General features: G+C 69.0%; 14 protein-coding genes and 1 pseudogene. 7 read left to right on the plus strand and 8 right to left on the minus strand.

Annotated elements, in window-relative coordinates; translation table 11 throughout:
- Position 1 precedes the first annotated feature (1 nt).
- Complete coding sequence (locus ACGF3C_RS11495) at positions 2-2395, plus strand: RICIN domain-containing protein (protein ID WP_393221106.1); 2394 nt, start codon at positions 2-4, stop codon at positions 2393-2395.
- Between the two features lie 64 nt (positions 2396-2459).
- On the opposite strand, the pseudogene ACGF3C_RS11500 reads toward ACGF3C_RS11495, so the two are convergent.
- Together ACGF3C_RS11500 and ACGF3C_RS11505 are read right to left on the minus strand one after the other, a co-directional pair.
- Positions 2460-3428, minus strand: a pseudogene (locus ACGF3C_RS11500) (family 43 glycosylhydrolase); the annotation flags it as partial.
- Between the two features lie 53 nt (positions 3429-3481).
- Positions 3482-4507: a LacI family DNA-binding transcriptional regulator gene (locus ACGF3C_RS11505; protein WP_355006919.1), complete on the minus strand. Its 1026-nt coding sequence runs from the start codon at positions 4505-4507 to the stop codon at positions 3482-3484.
- Positions 4508-4880: 373 nt separating this feature from the next.
- Here ACGF3C_RS11505 and ACGF3C_RS11510 point away from each other — a divergent pair, with 373 nt between their 5' ends.
- The 4 genes from ACGF3C_RS11510 to ACGF3C_RS11525 are packed head-to-tail and all read left to right on the plus strand — an operon-like array spanning position 4881 to position 9165.
- Positions 4881-6236, plus strand: a complete 1356-nt coding sequence (locus ACGF3C_RS11510; protein ID WP_355006918.1) for an extracellular solute-binding protein — start codon at positions 4881-4883, stop codon at positions 6234-6236.
- Positions 6233-7186, plus strand: a complete 954-nt coding sequence (locus ACGF3C_RS11515; RefSeq protein ID WP_393221110.1) for a carbohydrate ABC transporter permease — start codon at positions 6233-6235, stop codon at positions 7184-7186. The genes ACGF3C_RS11510 and ACGF3C_RS11515 overlap by 4 nt, the downstream gene beginning before the upstream one ends.
- Entirely contained in the window at positions 7183-8007 is an 825-nt protein-coding gene (locus tag ACGF3C_RS11520; RefSeq protein ID WP_124860646.1) for a carbohydrate ABC transporter permease, read from the plus strand. The genes ACGF3C_RS11515 and ACGF3C_RS11520 overlap by 4 nt, the downstream gene beginning before the upstream one ends.
- A gap of 3 nt (positions 8008-8010) precedes the next feature.
- Positions 8011-9165, plus strand: coding sequence for a serine hydrolase domain-containing protein (locus ACGF3C_RS11525; RefSeq protein WP_393221113.1), 1155 nt, complete (start codon positions 8011-8013; stop codon positions 9163-9165).
- A 138-nt stretch (positions 9166-9303) separates the two neighbouring features.
- Here ACGF3C_RS11525 and ACGF3C_RS11530 read toward each other — a convergent pair whose 3' ends face one another.
- Positions 9304-10617 (minus strand): hypothetical protein, encoded by a 1314-nt coding sequence (locus ACGF3C_RS11530; protein WP_357222376.1) that lies wholly within the window; start codon positions 10615-10617, stop codon positions 9304-9306.
- A 489-nt stretch (positions 10618-11106) separates the two neighbouring features.
- On the opposite strand from ACGF3C_RS11530, the gene ACGF3C_RS11535 reads away from it, so the two are divergent.
- Positions 11107-12657, plus strand: coding sequence for a polysaccharide lyase family 1 protein (locus ACGF3C_RS11535; protein ID WP_393221116.1), 1551 nt, complete (start codon positions 11107-11109; stop codon positions 12655-12657).
- Here the strand turns inward: ACGF3C_RS11535 and ACGF3C_RS11540 are convergent.
- From ACGF3C_RS11540 to ACGF3C_RS11560, 5 genes are all read right to left on the minus strand, one after another.
- Positions 12602-14113, minus strand: coding sequence for a radical SAM protein (locus ACGF3C_RS11540; protein WP_393221119.1), 1512 nt, complete (start codon positions 14111-14113; stop codon positions 12602-12604). The genes ACGF3C_RS11535 and ACGF3C_RS11540 overlap by 56 nt on opposite strands.
- A gap of 61 nt (positions 14114-14174) precedes the next feature.
- A complete protein-coding gene (gene sodN / locus ACGF3C_RS11545; protein WP_357264579.1) occupies positions 14175-14579 on the minus strand; it encodes a superoxide dismutase, Ni in 405 nt (134 codons plus the stop codon).
- Between the two features lie 99 nt (positions 14580-14678).
- On the minus strand, positions 14679-15494 hold the full coding sequence (locus ACGF3C_RS11550) for an inositol monophosphatase family protein (RefSeq protein WP_357225034.1): 816 nt from the start codon (positions 15492-15494) through the stop codon (positions 14679-14681).
- A gap of 70 nt (positions 15495-15564) precedes the next feature.
- Positions 15565-16080, minus strand: coding sequence for a hypothetical protein (locus tag ACGF3C_RS11555; RefSeq protein ID WP_357225039.1), 516 nt, complete (start codon positions 16078-16080; stop codon positions 15565-15567).
- A gap of 117 nt (positions 16081-16197) precedes the next feature.
- Positions 16198-16647, minus strand: coding sequence for an iron chaperone (locus ACGF3C_RS11560; RefSeq protein WP_393221123.1), 450 nt, complete (start codon positions 16645-16647; stop codon positions 16198-16200).
- A 223-nt stretch (positions 16648-16870) separates the two neighbouring features.
- Between ACGF3C_RS11560 and ACGF3C_RS11565 the strand changes: the two genes are divergently transcribed.
- Complete coding sequence (locus tag ACGF3C_RS11565) at positions 16871-17632, plus strand: GNAT family N-acetyltransferase (RefSeq protein WP_393221126.1); 762 nt, start codon at positions 16871-16873, stop codon at positions 17630-17632.
- The last annotated feature ends 20 nt before the right edge of the window (positions 17633-17652 follow it).

Consider the following 17652-nt stretch of genomic DNA (forward strand, 5'->3'; position numbering starts at 1 on the left):
CGTGTCCTCGTCCCTTTCATCGCTGCGCCGACTGCTGGCCGGCGCCGCCGCGACAGCGGTGACCGCGCTGGTCGCGGTAACCGCCTCGGCGTCCCCGGCCTCCGCGGCCACCACCACCCTCTACGCGTCGCCCTCCGGCACCGGCACCGCGTGTTCCGCCAGCCAACCGTGTTCGCTGACCGCCGCCCAGACCGCGGTACGGGCGATCAACAGCGCGATGTCCGGTGACATCGTCGTGGAGTTGGCCAACGGCGCGTACCGGCTCTCGTCGCCGCTGCGGTTCACCGCGGCCGACTCGGGCAACAACGGCTATCAGGTGATCTGGCGGGCGGCCTCCGGCGCGCGTCCGACGATCACCGGCGCCCGGGCGGTCACCGGCTGGTCGCTCGTCGACTCCGGAAAGAACATCTGGCGGGCCAACGTCGGCGCCGGGCTCGACTCCCGTCAGCTCTACGTCAACGGGGCCGTCGCCACCCGGGCACGCACCGCCGTGAACCGCTCCGACTTCACCTTCACCACGTCCGGCATGCGGTTCACCAACAGTGCGCTGAACTACCTGAACAACCTCGGCAACCAGAACCGGGTCGAGGTGGAGAGCGTCGGCTCGTTCACCGACCGGTACTCGCCGGTGCAGAGCATCAGCGGAAACTTCCTGACGATGCAGCAGCCGGCGTGGAACAACAACACCTTCGGGTTCGACACCCTCTCCAGCCCGCACCGCGCCGGTCCCTTCTACCTGACCAACGCGTACGAGTTCCTGGACTCGGCGGGGGAGTGGTACCTCAACCCGAGCAACGGTCAGCTCAACTACATCCCCCTCGCCGGGCAGAACATGAGCTCGGTCAGCGTCGAGTTGCCACAGCTGCAGTCCCTGGTCAACGTCGGCGGCACCCTCAGCGCGCCGGCGCACCACATCTCGTTCAGCGGCATCACCTTCACCGGCACCAGCTGGCTCGGCCCGAGCAGCAGCAACGGTTTCGCCGACCAGCAGACCGGCGCCCACATCACCGGCACCTGGTCCCGGCCCTCCGACGCGCTGACCTCCTGCCAGGCCGGCTGCCCCCAGTTCGAGGCCACCCGGCCGAACTGGAACCAGATGCCCGCCGCCGTGCAGGTCTCCGCTGCCAACACCATCACCTTCAGCGACTCCCAGTTCGTCAACCTCGGGCAGACCGCGATCGGCATCGGCAACGACGCCAACGCCCACGCCAGCGGTGTCGGCCTGGGCGCCAGCGACATCACCGTCACCCGCTCCGAGATCGCCCGTAACTCCGCCGGTGGCGTCGTGGTCGGTGGCGTACGCGCCGACGCCCATCACCCCAGTGACCAGCGGATGGTCAACCGCAACATCACCATCAGCAACAACCGGGTGCACGATCTCGGCCTCGAGTACCGGGGCGTGGTCTCGATCCTGACCACCTATGTGAACACGGCGTCGGTCTCGTACAACGAGGTCTACAACATGCCGTACACCGGTCTGTCGGTCGGCTACGGCTGGGGCGCCAACGACGCCGGTGGCAGCCAGCACTACGCCAACCGGGGCCTGTACAACTACCAGCCGCGCTACACCACTGCGACCACCGCGGCCAACAACCAGGTCATCGGCAACTACGTGCACGACGTGATGCAGCAGATGACCGACGGCGGCTGCATCTACACGCTGTCGGCGAACCCGGGCGCGACCATCAACCAGAACTACTGCCTGCGGACCAACGGCTGGTTCGGGCTCTACTTCGACGAGGGCTCCCGCTACTACACCGCCCGCAACAACGTGTTCTCCTCCACCGGCACCTGGGCCACCGCCAACTACTGGTACGCGGAGAACATGGGCAACTTCACGGTCACCAACAACTGGTCGACGAACAACTCCACGAACGTGACGAACGGCGACCGCGGCAACGTGGTCAACGGCAACGTCACGGTCAGCAACGGCAGTTGGCCGTCGGGCGCGCAGACCGTGATCAACGCGGCTGGCGTGCAGAGCGGCGGCGGCACCAACCCGCAGAACGTGCAGATCGTGGGCGCCCAGTCGGGCCGCTGCGCCGAGATCGGCAACTCCAGCACCACGAACGGCACGCAGGCCCAGATCTGGGACTGCATCAGTGCGGCCACCAACCAGCGGTGGACCCACACCGCCAGCCGTCAGCTCATGGTCTACGGGACCAAGTGCCTGGACGCCTCCGGCCAGGGCACCAGCAACGGCACCACGGTGGTGATCTGGGACTGCAACGGTCAGGCCAACCAGCAGTGGAACGTCAACGCCAACGGCACGATCACCGGCGCGCAGTCGGGTCTCTGCCTGGACGCCAACGGCGCCGGGACGGCGAACGGCACGAAGCTGATCCTCTGGTCCTGCTCCGGCGGCACCAACCAGCAGTGGCAGCTGCGCAGCTGATCCAGTAGCACGACACCGACAGGTCCGGGCCGGGGCGAGACGCCTCGGCCCGGACAGGTCCGGTCTACCGCGCCGTGTTCGCCCGGTCCACTGTCAACCCAGTCGCGGCGTCGTAGCGGACCGGGATGGGATCGGTGAGTTCCCCGACGAATGTTCCGTCGACGTGGTCGAGGAAACCGATGAGGGACCAGTCGTCGGCGGGTCCGGGGACCAGCCGTGGCGCGTACAGGTGCGGGTGGGTGAACGGCTGGGCGGACGCGATGTCCCACGGCCCGAGGGTGGTCTCGCCGGGTGCCACCCAGATCCGGTGGTCGTCGCGCCGGGCGCTGCCGGTGGCGTCGGTGGAGAAGAGCAGCAGCGGCTGCCCGTCGAGCACCGCGACCTGGGGCACCTCCAGGTGACCGAAGCCGGCCGGAGTCGACAGCGGCGGCGCGACGGTCCAGGTGACGAGGTCGGTGGAGGTGGCGTGGCCGACGACGCCGCGGGTGTTCGCCAGACCGGTGTTGGCGCGGGCGGTGATCAGCATGTGCCAACCCTCGCCGTCGGGATCGGGGAAGACCCAGGGGTCACGCCATGCCTGCTCGTACCACAGCTCCTTGTCCAGCAGCTCGTACCAGGTGGGGTCGGCCTGGACGATCGGCTCGGTGCCGTGCCGGTGCCAGGTCATGAGGTCGTCGGAGACGGCCAGTCCGATGCGTTGGACGAGCCCGTCCTCGGCGCGACCGACGCCGGTGTAGAACAGGTACCACCGTCCGTCCGGCCCGCGGACCGTGCAGCCCGTCCAGGTCGCCAGGTCGTCCCAGCCGGGTGCGTCGGAGGGGACCACGGCGTCGGCGACCAGGCGCCACGAGCGCAGGTCCGCCGAGACGGCGTGGCCGATGGTGGCCCGGCGGTGGCGGCGGTGCGGGTCGTGCAGGGCGCGGGACGCGCGCAGGAAGAACACGTGCCAGAGGCCGTTGTCGTCCCGCGCGTACCAGCTGTCCCACACCCAGTGGTCGGGTAGACGAAGCATGGTCGGAAACCTAGCACTAAACCGTTTTAGCGTTGGCTAAGGCCAGTCTTTGGTACGGACCGGAGGGCCGTTGCTCAGCCGGCCGGAGGCGCGAGGGACCGGCGTCGACGCAGGGGCATCGGCACCAGTGAGGGCTCGACGGCACCCCCGTCCAGGAGCAGTTCGACCGCTCGACGTCCCATCTGTTCGTGCGGCAGCGCCGTGGTGGCCAGGCTCGGACGCAACCAGGCGGCGATCGGGTCGTCGTCGAACGAGATGACCGAGATGTCCTCCGGGACGGTCAGCCCCGCCTCGCCGAGTGCCTGGTACGCGCCGAAGGCCAGCCGGTCGTTCATGCAGATGATCGCGCTGGGTCGCTCCGGCTTGCTGAGCAGGCTACGCGTGGCCGCGTACCCGTGCTCGGGCAACCACTCGGTGCAGAAACACTCGGCCAGGAGGCCGACCTTCGCCTCGTCCAGCGTCTGCCGGATGCCGTGCAGGCGGGCGCGGGCGGCGAGCGAGACCTCCGGGTCGTCCTCCTTGAGCCGGTTGCGGCCGATCAGCGCGATCGCGTCGCGGTGGCCGAGCTCCAGCAGCGCGGTGGCGACGGAGCGCCCGGCCCCCTCGTCGTCGGGGACAACGCTGGGCAGGCCGTCGGGGCTGGTGGCGTTGAGCAGCACCACCGGACCGCCGAGGATGGCGGCGGGCACCGTCAGCCGTCTGGTCGCCATCGCCGCGTAGATAACCCCGTCGACCTGCCGGTCCAGGACGGCCTCGATGGCGTACTGCTCGAAGGTGGCGTCGCCCTGCGTCTCGGTGATGAGCAGGACGTGGTCCCGTTCGCGGGCCGCGTCGAGGGCGCCGCGGATGAGGTCGCCGGCGAACCGGGTGGTCGCCACGATGTCGGAGACGAACGCGATGGTGGCCGTCTTGCGGGTGCGCAGGCTGCGCGCGGCCAGGTTGGGTCGGTAGCCGAGTTCCTCGGCGGCGGCGAACACCCGTTGGTGCGCCTCGGCCGAGAGTCGGGTGCCCTCCCTGCCGTTGAGCACCATCGACGCGGCGGTCTTGGACAGCCCGGCCATCCGCGCGACGTCGGCGAGTGTTGCTCTGTTGCGGCCCATCAGTCCTCCGAATCAGGCGCGGTGCCACGGGCGCCGCTCCTGCCCATCATGATGCTTCGCCGTCCGGGATCGAGCGCCGGTCACGTCGGGTGTGGTGTGAACCCGACGTTTCCGCACCGTTGCCAAGTTGTCCTTGACAGCTTCCCGTGCCGCGCGCATGCTCTGCTAAATCAGTTTAGCGACCACTTCTGGTGCATCCAGAGGCGCCTTCGGTGGCCGTGCCGGTTCCTTTTGTGCTGACGGTACGGGTGCCGCGCCCGCGCGACAGGTCACGACGTACGTGTCGTGGCCTCCGCCGGGTCGCGGTGGTCCCGGTGGAGCCGTCGCGTGGCCATGGGTCGCGCGACGCGTGGAGATGTCGAGGAGTCATGAAATGGCAGAATTGCTGACAAAGTTTTCGCGACGGAGAACTGTGCTCCTCGCCTCGCTGCTGGCCGTCGGGATGACCGCGACGGCCTGCAGCGCGCCGGGCGAGGACCGGTCGTCGACCCAGAAGTCCGACGCCGCCGTCAAGACGGAGCTGGGCGCCGACCCGATCACCCTGGAGATGTACGCGGAGACCGGCTTCCCGCTGGCCAAGGCGTTGGCCGACGAGTTCTCCAAGCAGCACTCGAACGTCAAGTTCAACGTCCGCGAGGACCAGTTCACGGTGATCGTGGAGAACGCGCCCCGGGTGATGGCGTCGGACAACTCGCCCGACATCATCCGGCTCCCGACCATGGTCGACCTGGTCAAGGACGACCTGCTCAAGAACCTCGACCCGTACTTCACCGCGTACGGCTGGGACAAGTTCCCCGCCTCGCAGCTCATGCAGCTGCGCGTCGGCGAGAACACCCGGGGCACCGGCTCGCTGTACGGGATGGGACTCGGCTACAGCGTCACCGGCGTCTTCTACAACAAGAAGCTGGCCACTCAGATCGGCATGACCCAGCCGCCGGCCACCGTCGCCGAGTTCGAGGAACTGCTGGCCAAGGCGAAGACCGGCGGGGTCCAGCCGATCATGCAGTTCAACAAGAACACCGCCGGCATCAACTTCCCGCACCAGGCGCTGCAGAACCAGTTCGGCGACCCGACCCAGGTCGCCGACTGGATCTTCCAGAAGCCGGGGGCCACGTTCGACACCCCGGCCGCCCTGAAGGCCACCCAGACCATTCAGAAGTGGGCCCAGGCCGGCTACTTCACCAAGGACGCCAACGCCCTGGACTATGCCGGCATGGTGGGGGAGTTCCAGAAGGGCAACGGCCTGTTCATGTTCAACGGCGACTGGGAGTCGGCCAACCTCGACAAGTCGATGCCCGGCAACGTGGGCTTCTTCCTCTTCCCCACCGAGTCCGCCGGTGGAAAGCACGTGGCGATGTCCGCCCCCAACACCTTCGGTGTCTCCGCCAAGGCCAAGAACCCGGACGCCGCCGCGTACTTCCTGAACTGGGTGCACACCAACGCCAAGGCCCGCGAGATCTCGGTGACCGTCGGCGGCTCCAGCCCCGGCGGCCCGAGTGACCTGCCGGTGCCGAGCGCCGCCCCGAACACAGTGCTGGCCGAGACCCTGAAGGCGTCACAGCAGCTCGGCGCGGAGAACGGCGCTGTGGACTTCACCGCGAACGCGACCGGCGGCATCTTCGCCGCCGCGATCACGCCGGAGATGCAGAAGCTGATCGCCGGTCAGCAGACGCCCGAGGGGTACGTGAAGGCGGTCCAGGCCGAGTACCAGAAGGAACTGTCCCGATGACGTCTGCCCTCGGCAGCGCACCAACCGGGCGCGACGATCGTCGCGCCCGCCCCACCCCCACGCGGGCCCACCGATTCCGGTGGGCCCGCGCGGCCGGGACCGGCTGGTTGTACGTCCTGCCCGCCCTGGTGATGTACGCGGTGTTCGTCCTGCGCCCGCTCGTCCTGACGCTCCAGTATTCGCTCTACGACTGGAACGGCATCGGGGTGGCCCGCTGGGTGGGCCTGGACAACTACCTCACCGTGTTCACCGACAGCGACCTGCTGAAAATCATCGGCAACGCGATCGTCCTGATCGTCTTCTTCAGCTTCATCCCCGTCGCGCTGGGGCTGTTGGTGGCGAGCATGGTTCGCCGGATCACCACCGGCGTGTTCGGCACCGTCGTCCGGACCATCCTGTTCCTCCCGCAGGTCATCCCCCTGGTGGCGGCGGGCATCGCGTGGAGCTGGCTGCTCTCGTCGAACGGTCTGGTCAACCAGGCGCTGCGCGCGGTCGGACTGGGTGGCGTCGCCCGCGCCTGGCTCGGCGACTTCGACACGGCGCTGCCAGCCGTCGGCGTCATCGGGGCCTGGGTCCTGCTCGGCCTCTGCACGATCCTGCTGGTCACCGGCATGAGCAAGATCGACCCGGCGCTGTACGAGGCCGCCCGCCTCGACGGTGCCGGTCCGGTCCGTGAGTTCCTCGCCGTGACCCTGCCCAGCCTGCGTCAGGAGATCGGCGTCTGCCTCACCGTGACGATCATCGCGGCGCTGGCGAGCTTCGACATCGTCTACATCTCCACCAGCGGCGGCCCCGGCCTCCAGACCACGGTGCCGGGCCTGGAGATCTACCGGCTGGCCTTCTCGCAGCGGCAGGTGGGGCTCGCCTCGGCGCTCGCTGTCGTACTCATGCTGCTCGTGCTGGTGTGTGTGCTGCCGATCCAGCGCCTGAGCCGAGGGGACAAGCAGTGAACTTGAGCCGTCGCGAACAGTTGACCGGCCGGGTCTTCCTGATCGCCCTGATCGTCGTCACCCTGCTGCCGTTCGTGAGCATGCTCTCGGCGGCGTTGCAGCCCCGAGGCACCGTGCCCAGCGGGCTCGAGTGGCCGTCCGACCCGCAGTGGGGCAACTTCGCCGACGCCTTCACCGCCGCGAACATGGGCGCCCTGCTCCGCTCCAGCCTGCTCATCGTGGCCGGTGTCGTACCGGTGTCGGTGCTCATCGCGACCATGGCCGGCTTCGGGCTCGGTCAGCTGCGCGTCCCCGGTGGCCGGCTCGTCTTCGGTCTCTTCCTGCTGGGTCTGACCCTGCCGTTCGAGGCCGTGGTCACGCCGCTCTACTACCAGATGCAGGACCTCGGCCTGCTCAACACCCGCTGGGCCATCATCCTGCCGCTGATCGGGCTCTACATGCCGTTCGCGGTGTTCTGGATGCGGGCACACTTCACCAACGTGCCGGTCGAGTTGTCCGAGGCGGCCCGGGTGGACGGCAGCAGCACGTGGCAGTTGTTCTGGCGGGTCCAGGTGCCGCTCGCCCGGCCGGCGATCGCCTCGCTGACCATCCTGATGTTCCTCTGGACGTGGAACCAGTTCCTGCTCGCCATCGTCCTCGTGGACGACGCGACCAAACGCACCATGGCCGGGGCGCTCGGCGCGTTCCAGGGCCAGTGGGGCACCGACCTGGTGCTGCTGTGCGCCGGGTCGCTGCTGATCCTCACCCCGACCCTCATCGTGTTCCTGATCTTCCAGCGACAGTTCATCAAGGCCCTGATCCAAGGGTCAGTGAAGGGGTAGGCAGTGGTCACAGAGCCGCAGATCCACGGCGACGTCGACGATCGGTTCGGGCGCGTCGCCGACGTCTTCCGCGACAACTTCACCTCCCGGGGAGAGGTCGGCGCCGCGGTCACCGTCTACGTGCGGGGCCGCAAGGTCGTCGACCTGTACGGCGGGGTGGCCGACACCCGTACCGGGCGGCAGTGGGACGCGCAGACGTCGGTCGTCGTCTTCTCCTGCACCAAGGGGATCCTGGCGATCTGCGCCTACCTGCTGGCCCAGCAGGGCCGGCTCGACCTCGACGCTCCCGTGACGCGCTACTGGCCGGAGTTCGGACAGCACGGCAAGGCGGACATCCCGGTGCGCTGGCTGCTCACGCACCAGGCAGGTCTGCCCGCGGTGGACCGACCGCTGACCCTCGACGAGGTGCTGGCGTGGGATCCGGTCATCAAGGCGATCGAGGCGCAGGCCCCGCTGTGGGAGCCGGGCACGGCGCACGGCTACCACTCGATGACCTACGGCTGGCTGGTCGGAGAGGTGATCCACCGCATCACCGGCCAACTACCCGGCGCGTACTTCGCCGACACCGTCGCGGGCCCGCTCGGCCTGCGTACCTGGCTGGGGCTCCCGGCCGCCGAGAGCGACACCGTCGCCTGGGGCGTGGCACCGCCCCCGGACCCTGACCCGTTCGTGGACCCGGTCGCCGAACGGGGCATCACCATGGGGGGCGCTTTCGCCTTCCCCGCCGATGCCGACGGCCTGGTCAGCTTCAACGACGACGCCATCCGGGCCGCCGGTGTTCCCGGCGCGGGCGCGGTGAGCACCGCCGAGGGCCTCGCGCGCCTCTACGCCGCCTGTGTGTCGGAACTGCAGGGTGGGCCGCTGCTCACGGCGGCGTCGGTGGACGACGCGGTGGTGGTTCGCTCGCGTGGTCAGCAGCGGCACGGCCCGCCGGACACCGGGCAGCGCTGGGGAACCGGCTTCCTGCTGCACTCGCCACCGGCCCGGCCCCTGCTGGGTGAGCGCAGCTTCGGCCACGACGGCGCGGGCGGCAACCTGGCCTTCGCCGACGCCGAGCATCAGGTGGGCTTCGGCTACGTGGTCAACCAGATGCGCGGGATGGGCGACGAGCGCGCCAATCTGCTCACCGCCGCCCTCCGAACCTGCCTCCAGGACTGACCCCCCGGGTCCCGCCCCTGGGGGGCCCCGGTCGATCATGAAGTTGTTGCCCCGACACGTCGTGGACGGTGGCAACAACTTCATGATCACCGGGGTGGGGTCGCCGGATCGCGGCGAGGGCGTCGCCCGGCCCCGGCCTCAGGGCTTGGACTGGCCCAGCAGCCAGCGCAGGATGCTGGCGTCCTCGTAGGTCGGCCCGAACGCGGCGTGGTAGTCCGGTACCGAGAACGCGGCGTCGGCGTACTCGGTGTAGCGCACCAGATCGGCGGTCTGCTCGGGCGTCTTGCCCCGGGCGGCGTACGCCTGCCGCAGCAGGGTCGTGGAGTTGCGCGCGCCCGAGACGTTGAGCAGGTGGTCGTGCTCGCCGTGCGTGATCCACAGCGGCACCTCGGCCGCCGCGATGGCGGTCGCCTGGGTGGCGTTGACCGGGAAGCCACCGGTCACCAACCCGCCGGCGAACAGGTCGGGACGCTTGGCGAACGCCTCCCAGAGCAACTGCGAGCCGTACGACACGGTGGTCGCGTACACCCGACGGGTGTCCACGGCGAACTGGCCGACGAACTGGTCGAGCAGCTTGACCAGCAGGTCCGCCTCGGCGACTCCACCGACCCGCTGGTGCTGGGGCGCCAGGACGATGACGTCCTCGGCGGTGCCGGTCCACTGCGGTTGGAGCCACGCGGTCGCCGGGATGTCGGCGGCGAGTTGGACGCCGAGGTTGTCGCCGTCCCAGCCCATGCCGTGGCCGGGAAGGACGACCATCAGTGGGTATCTGCGGCCCGGCTGGTAGTTCTTCGGCAGGTGGTAGTGGTACGGCAACACCATTCCGCCACTCAGGAACGAGCCGTAGGTGAACTCGTCGACCAGTTGGTTGACCGGCTTCTCGGTGACGGGACGGGATTCGCGCGGGGTGGCCCGGGCGAGCACCGGCCCCTTGCCGGCCCCCCGGCCGGGCTGGCCGTGCACGTCCTTGCGTTGCACGACCCGGGTCGGCAGCTCGGGATTGACCTTCACGGTGCAGAGGAAGGTCGGGCACTTGGAGACGATGACCGTCGAGCCGCCGGTGTCGGCGGGGTTCAGTTCGACGATGACGTACCTGCCCGGCGCCGATCGGTGGTCGGCACGGGTGCCGGGTGTTCCGTTGGTGTAGGTGTGGGTGACGGTCCGGTCGGCGAGCTTCGGCAGGTCCTCGATCGGGTTGAAGCGGAAGTTGTAGATGGTGTCGGTGACCGAGAACGTGCCGGTGTCGAGGGTGCGCGGGTTGACAGTGGCCGCGTACTCGATCGCCACCGCCGAGACCTTCTGGCCGTAGGTGTAGACGGTGGTGATCGGGGTGATGCTGCGGATTCCGTCAGTGCGGCCCGGGCCGCTGCCCGCGCTGCCGTACGCCGTGCCGGAGGCGCCGGCCAGGACGAGGGTGGCGGCGAGCGGGATCAGTCCTTTTCGCAGTCTCATGGGGGTCCTTTCTCGGGGGTGGTGCGCTCAGTCAGCGATCCCGGCGGGGGACCGGGAGTGGGACGGGTCGGAGCGAGTCAGTCGCTAAACTGATTTAGCAGAGCATCGATCGCCGGCCCGGCGGTGTCAATACCGAGCGCGCAACGAGCCGGAAACCCGCGCCGCCGACGGCCCGGACCGCTCTGACCGCGCGGTCGACCCCTCCCGCGAGCACTGCAACAAACCTGCAAGCGTCAGCTATTGCCTTTCCGGAAACCGCTTTCCTACGATTGCGTTACATCGATGTTCCATTTGACGGTCGTGTGAGCGATGGCACCGGGCGCACTCCGCTCGCACGGCACAACCCTGCTCCTAGCAGGGCACGAGCGATCTCGATGTAATCCTTGCGATTGACTGCCGTCAATTCTGGAATGTTGTCCGTCGGCAGCTGTGGTCGCGATCTCCGTCGAGTCGAAACCTGGAACGAGACGAATGCGAAGGTGAGGCGACATGAGACGACCAGTCGTGTTGCGACGTCAGGCGGTGCTGGCCGCGGTGGCCGTGGTGATCGCGGTCGGGGTGGCCCTACCGACCCCGCAGGCTTCGGCGGCGGTCGGCAGCGCCACCGGCTACGCCACCCAGAACGGCGGGACCACCGGCGGCGCGGGCGGGCAGACGGTGCGGGCCACCACGGGCACCGCGATCCACGCGGCTCTGTGCGGTCGGCCCAGCAGCAGCACCCCGATCACCATCGAGGTGAGCGGGACCATCAATCACGGCAACACCAGCAAGGTGTCGGGGTCGAGCTGCAACACCGCGGCGGGCGTGATCGAGCTCAAGCAGATCAGCAACGTCACCATCATCGGGGTCGGCAGCGCCGTCTTCGACCAGCTCGGCATCCACATCCGCGACTCCAGCAACATCATCATCCAGAACGTGACGGTTCGGAACGTCAAGAAGTCGGGCTCGCCCACCTCCAACGGTGGGGACGCCATCGGCATGGAGAGCACGGTCCGCAACGTCTGGGTCGATCACGTCACCCTGGAGGCCTCGGGCGGGGAGTCCGAGGGGTACGACGGCCTCTTCGACATGAAGGACAACACCCAGTACGTGACGCTGTCGTACAGCGTCCTGCGCAACTCAGGTCGGGGTGGCCTCGTCGGGTCCAGCGAGAGCGACCTCTCGAACGGCTTCATCACGTACCACCACAACCTCTACGAGAACATCGATTCCCGCACGCCGCTGCTGCGAGGCGGGGTCGCCCACATCTACAACAACCACTACGTGAGCCTGCACGAGTCGGGGATCAACTCCCGGGCGGGGGCCAGGGCCAAGGTGGAGAACAACTACTTCCGCGACTCCAAGGACGTCCTGGGCACCTTCTACACCAACGAGCGCGGCTACTGGCAGGTCGCCGGCAACGTCTTCGACAACGTGACCTGGTCCAGCGCGGGCAGCGAGAACTACCCCGCCGGACCGAACCCGACCTCCAACACCACTGTCAGCATCCCGTATTCGTACCGTCTCGACGGGGCGAGCTGCGTGCCGGAGGTCGTCCGTCAGACGGTCGGCGCCAACACGGGCCTGAAGGTGTCCGACGGCAGTTGCTCGCCGCAGACCCCGCCGCCGACCACCCCGCCGCCGACCACGCCCCCGCCCACGACGCCCCCGCCCACGACGCCCCCGCCCACCGGCGGGACCAACCTCAGCCTGGGTGCCGGCGCCGACGGCTCCAGCAAGGCCAGCGGAACCAGCTACGGCAATGTGCGTGACGGCAACCTGAGCACCTGGTGGTCACCGGCCGGCTCGACCGGCACGATCTCGATCAAGTGGGGCTCCGCGACCCAGGTGTCCCGCGTGGTGATCCGCGAGCCGTCCGGCACCCAGGGATCCATCGGGTCCTGGCAGCTGATCAACAACGACAACGGAGCTGTCCTGGCCTCCGGCAGTGGGGCGGGTTCGATCACCTTCCCGGCCACCGCGATGAGCAAGGTCAACTTCAAGATCAACAGTTCCAGCGGTACGCCACGGGTCGGTGAGTTCGAGACGTACGCCAGCTAGAACCTGTTTCATCAGGGCGGTCGCCGTCGGTCACCTTCGTCGGAGGCGATTGCGGTGCTGAGCGGTATACCTCAGGGGTGTGGATATGCCTCTGAGGTATACCGCTCCTCGGCGGATCGACGTGGGCGAGGCGGCCGAGCGCGCCGTCACGAATCCGTGGACGGCAGAGTGTCCATGAAGGAGCTGACCGAGAAGACCGCTCGCCCGGGCCCGGCCGGGCCGTACCCGGGCGGGCTGGACAGGCCGTGGGCGTCCATCGTCGCCCGGTAGGCCTCCAGCAGGCGGACGTGGTATTCGAGCGGCGCGCCCTGCGGGTTCGTCCGGCCCAGCGGTGTGGTGGGCTCCGGGCACCAGGTGGTGAAGCGGGGTGTGATCCCCGGGACATGAAGTAGTCGAGCCCCTCGGTGGTGGAGGCGATCGCCTCGTCGACGCTGGTGAAGCCGTGCGGGGCGGCCATCTCGACGCCCGCCACGAAGTTCGGGATCACGTTGCGCGGGCCGAACACCTCGGCCGAGTCGAGGATGCGTCGGTGCCACTCCTCCCGACCGACGTACCGCTCCTTGCCCGGGCAGTACAACTCGAACAGCCGCTTGTCCCACACCTCGTAGTTGGGGTGGTAGATGCGGATCCCGTAGTCGTGGAACCGCTGCACATCGGCTCGGGGGAGCGCCTGGGCCACCACCTTGCCGATCCACCGTCCCGGAAACCGCTCCTCGATCGCCTGCGCGTACCGGCCGTAGAAGTCGGCCTCGGCCAGCCCGTTGACCTGCGAGGTGATGCTGCCACCGGTCAGCGTGTACGCCTGCGACGCGCGATCGACGTCGTGTCGGTTGATGATCTCCAGGGCCTCGAGGACCTCGTCGACGGGCTTGACCCCGGTGTAGGGCCGGCCGGCCTGCTTGTGCTGCCGCCAGTTGTGGTTGATGTCGCAGTACTGGCACTCCTCCTTGGCGCCGAAGTACTGGCAGACCCGGAACGCGGTCAGGTAGATGAGATAGCCCCACTGGATCGTCGGGGCGACCTCCATCACCGACTTGCCGTTGGCGAGCGTGTGACGGTAGTACGCCGGCATGGGGGGCAGCCCGACATCGGCGATCGGCCGTCCGTCCAGGAACAGGCGCAGTCGACCGTCGCTGTCGGTGCCGACACGGTACGGCGAGCTGGGGTTGGTGCGGACCGAGACGACGGTACGACGCAGCTCGTACGGACCCCCGGTGAGCACGATCTCCTCCGGTGGCCGGCGCAGCGCCGCCGTCCCCAACTCGGGCAACGTCCGGTGATCGAAGGAGAAGATGAAGTACGACTTCGGCTTCACGTCGCCGTGCTCGTTGTCGGTCAGTGCCGCGTCGTCGAAGGCGAGCCCGCCCCGCAGCAGGTCCTCCTTGAGGACCGCCTCCCGCGGCACGTGGGGAAAACGGCTCATCAGATCTTCGACGAGGTCGGTGCGCGACGTCATGCGGTTCCTCCCGAACGCGGTACGCCGCACCGGGTGGCCGGTGCCACCCGGTGCCGGCTGATCAGCTCTGCTTGGTCTCCCAGAAGATCTTCGAGATCTCCTCGATCTTGCCGAGGAGCTGCTCGGCGACCGCCGGGTCCGCGGCGCCCTTCGCGCCGCCGGCACCTGCCAGCTTCGTCGCCTCGTTGAAGAGGCCGTGCAGGTGGGGGTACCTCTCGAAGTGCGGCTGCTTGAAGTAGTCGGTCCACAGCACCCAGAGGTGGTGCTTCACCAGTTCGGCGCGCTGCTCCTTGATGAGCAGCGCGCGGGTGCGAAACTCCGGGTCGTCGCTGGCCTGGTACTTCTCGGAGATCGCCTTGATGGACTCGGCCTCGATGCGGGCCTGCGCCGGGTCGTAGACGCCGCAGGGGAGGTCGCAGTGCGCGCTCGCGACGGTGCGTGGGCGGAGAAGGCGGGACAGGAACATCGGAATCCCTTCGACGGTGGCGTTCGGCCGACGTACGTCCGGGCGCGGCGGCCCGGACGTGATCATCTAGGGACGCTAGAACTTCAACCGCACTTCATGTCAAGACCGGGTCGATGGCTGGCCCTGTTTCCGGATGAGCGTCAGCAGGGCGGCGTGCGTCCGCTCGTCCGCGGCCACCACGAGACCGTCGCCACCGGTGTGCAGGGGCTGACCGTCGAGCCCGGTGGCCACGCAGCCGGCCGCCTCGCAGAGCGCGATTCCGGCCGCGAAGTGGACGCTGTTGCGCAGGTCGTGGCGGTCGGTCACATAGGCGGCGCGGCGGCCGGCGGCGACCCAGGCCACGGCCAGGCTGGTGGAGACCACCCGGGGCCGGAACTGGTCGACGAAGCCCTCGTCGGCGAGCAGACGGGCGGCCAGGAAGACGTCCCGATTGGGAAAGGGCGGGTCGAGGTTCAGGTCGACAAGCGTCGACTCGGCCGACGGGACGAGTCGCTCGTCCGTCCCCGCAACCCCCCGGACGTACGCGGCGGTGCCGTCGGTCCAGAACACCTCATCGGCGAACGGGTCCACCGACGCCGCCACTGTGACGTCCGGCCCGACCCGCAGGGCGACGTTGACCGAGGCCAGCATGGTCCGCGCGGCGAAGTTCAACGTCCCGCACAGCGGGTCGACCAGCCAGGTGCGCCCGTTGTCGCCGGCACCCGTGCGCCCGCTCTCCTCGGCCACCACGGCGTCGTCCGGACGCGCCGCGCGCAGGACGTCGATGATGGCGTGCTCGGCCTCCATGTCGGCGGCCGTGGCGAAGTCGCCGGCGGTCTTCATGACGCGCGTCAGTGCTGAGCCGTACCGGGAGCCGACGACTGCGGCTCCAGCTTCGGCCGCCTCGATGGCCAGCGCCTGGTCTGTGATCGACATGCCCGAACCATAGGAGCCGAGTGCAATGTCGATGACAGCCCCGCATCCGGGCCGTGGGTCACCGGGCAGGTCAGTCCGACAGTTCGATGATCGGTAGTTGACTGACGACTGCCGTCAGGATCATGGGAGCGTCGCCGTCACACTGGTTGACCGAGACCGCGACCCACCGCCCCTCGGTCACGGTCGGCCCCCACACGGTCAGGTCGCCGTAGCAGTCCAGGTCACAGAGCGACTGGAACAGCGCCGGCATGGGTTCACCGGCCTGGTCCCGAAACAGCGGCACCCGCATGGAGACAGTGCGGTGCGCGCCCCACCTCTGGGTCAACTCCGCTACGACGAGGGCCAGGTTCGCCTCGGCGGTCTCCTCTGCCTGGTTCCATTCGGCGCCGTACACACCCGTCAGGGCGTCGCTCTCCCAGAGCGGGGCGATCCGAAAACCCTCGCCCCGGGTGCCGGTCCACTCACCGGTGACCGGGTCCCCCTCGCTGACCGGCACGCCACCTGTGGGCAGCTCCGCGGCGAGCAGGGATTCGATGTCGGAGACCGTCCGACCCGTGTCGAACACCTCGCCGGCCCGGCCGGTCATCGGGGGACTCGTCGTACCGCCGCCGGCCCACATCGCATCGTCCGCACCACCTGTCTCCGTCGGCTCCGGCCCTCCATCATCGCACCGTGAGCGAGCCGACGAGGGGGCAGGCGTCGGTCAGGAGACCGCTGTCCGCACCAGCTCGGTGAGCTTCTTCTCCACGGTCGGGCTCCACTGCTGCAACGCGTACGCCACCGGCCAGAAATCCCCGTCGTCGAGGTTGGCCGGGTCCTGGAAGCCCACTGTCGAGTACCGGTAGTTGAACTTACCGGAGTCCTGGAAGAAGACGACGATCTTGCCGTCCTCGTTCGCGTAGGCGGGCATCCCGTACCAGGTCTTCGGCGTCAGCCCCGGGGCGGCGGCGGTCACCGTCACGTGCACCCGCTCGGCGAGCGCGCGGTCCTCCGGCCCCATCTGCGCGATCCGGTCGAGGATCGCTTGCAGCCCGTCCGCCTTCTTGGCACCCTTCTTGCCCTCGGCGCGCAGCTCGTCGGCGCGCTCCTTCATCGCGGCCCGCTCCTCGGCGCTGAAGCCGTCGGACCCGGTCGTGGTGGTCTTCGCGGACATTCTCGGGCTTCCTCTCGTCGTCTGGCCCGGCGCGCTGCCGACTGCCTGGGGAAAGGCTAGGCCGGGCGGCGCTCGCGAGCTTCTCGATTCCTGATCGTTCGGCGACCGTCCTCCTGCCGGTGAGGTGCCGCTGCGGGGTGACCTCGGCCTCTCGAAGGTGCTCACCAACCCGACCGGTGGCTAGGTTGCTGGGCGAGGGCGAGCGTTCCGGGAGGAGTCAGACATGAGCACCACCGCCGACCAGATGGCGACCGCGTACTTCGACGCGATCCAACTCCTCTGCCAGGTGACGCCGAAGGGCTGGTACGCCGAGCGGGGCACCGCTCGCGCGGGGCTCACCCACGCCAGCGTTCCGACGCTCAACGGGGTCCTCGAGACGGCCACCGAGCCGGATCTCGCGGCCATCGACGAGTTGGCGACCGAGGTCAGCCGGCAGACACCGCACTGGTCGATCATCATTCGCGGTGCGGCGAGCGACGATGTCGCCCAACTGGCGGCCCGGCACGGGCTGCGCGGACGCAGCGACCTCCCCCTGATGGCGTGCGCCACCGACGACATCGTGTTCCGGGCCGCCTCGACCCCGCAGGCACTGGTCCGCCGGGTCGGAGCCGCCGAGAGCGACAGGTACACCGACGCCCTCACCCGGAGCTTCGAGGCGCCCGACGGCCTCTTCGGCCCGCTGATGGGCGGCGCGGTGCTCGATACCGACGCCATCACCGGGTATCTGGCCGAGGAGTCCGGCAGCCCGGTCGGCACCGGGCTCGGCATTCGCACCTCCGGCGTGATCGGGGTGTTCAACATCGCCGTCGTACCGTCCGCCCGGGGCCGCGGCCTGGGCCGGGCGCTCACCGAGGCGGCGGTGCGCGACGGCGTCGCCGCCGGCGCGGACGCCGCGTACCTGCACGCCAGCCCGATGGGTCGACCGCTCTACGAGGCGATGGGCTTCGCGCTCGTGGAGACCTGGACCGTGTTCCAGGCGGCCTGACCGACGCGACCGGCCAGAAG

Source organism: Micromonospora sp. NPDC047762 (assembly GCF_043204655.1).
Lineage (GTDB): Bacteria > Actinomycetota > Actinomycetes > Mycobacteriales > Micromonosporaceae > Micromonospora.

What these genes read in the sequence shown, in the direction of transcription:
- ACGF3C_RS11505 (WP_355006919.1), bottom strand. Translation starts at nt 4,507, where the DNA reads ATGGGCCGCAACAGAGCAACACTCGCCGACGTCGCGCGGATGGCCGGG.
- ACGF3C_RS11510 (WP_355006918.1), top strand. Translation starts at nt 4,881, where the DNA reads ATGGCAGAATTGCTGACAAAGTTTTCGCGACGGAGAACTGTGCTCCTC.
- ACGF3C_RS11515 (WP_393221110.1), top strand. Translation starts at nt 6,233, where the DNA reads ATGACGTCTGCCCTCGGCAGCGCACCAACCGGGCGCGACGATCGTCGC.
- ACGF3C_RS11530 (WP_357222376.1), bottom strand. Translation starts at nt 10,617, where the DNA reads ATGAGACTGCGAAAAGGACTGATCCCGCTCGCCGCCACCCTCGTCCTG.
- ACGF3C_RS11535 (WP_393221116.1), top strand. Translation starts at nt 11,107, where the DNA reads ATGAGACGACCAGTCGTGTTGCGACGTCAGGCGGTGCTGGCCGCGGTG.
- ACGF3C_RS11540 (WP_393221119.1), bottom strand. Translation starts at nt 14,113, where the DNA reads ATGACGTCGCGCACCGACCTCGTCGAAGATCTGATGAGCCGTTTTCCC.
- sodN (WP_357264579.1), bottom strand. Translation starts at nt 14,579, where the DNA reads ATGTTCCTGTCCCGCCTTCTCCGCCCACGCACCGTCGCGAGCGCGCAC.
- ACGF3C_RS11550 (WP_357225034.1), bottom strand. Translation starts at nt 15,494, where the DNA reads ATGTCGATCACAGACCAGGCGCTGGCCATCGAGGCGGCCGAAGCTGGA.
- ACGF3C_RS11555 (WP_357225039.1), bottom strand. Translation starts at nt 16,080, where the DNA reads ATGACCGGCCGGGCCGGCGAGGTGTTCGACACGGGTCGGACGGTCTCC.
- ACGF3C_RS11560 (WP_393221123.1), bottom strand. Translation starts at nt 16,647, where the DNA reads ATGTCCGCGAAGACCACCACGACCGGGTCCGACGGCTTCAGCGCCGAG.
- ACGF3C_RS11565 (WP_393221126.1), top strand. Translation starts at nt 16,871, where the DNA reads ATGAGCACCACCGCCGACCAGATGGCGACCGCGTACTTCGACGCGATC.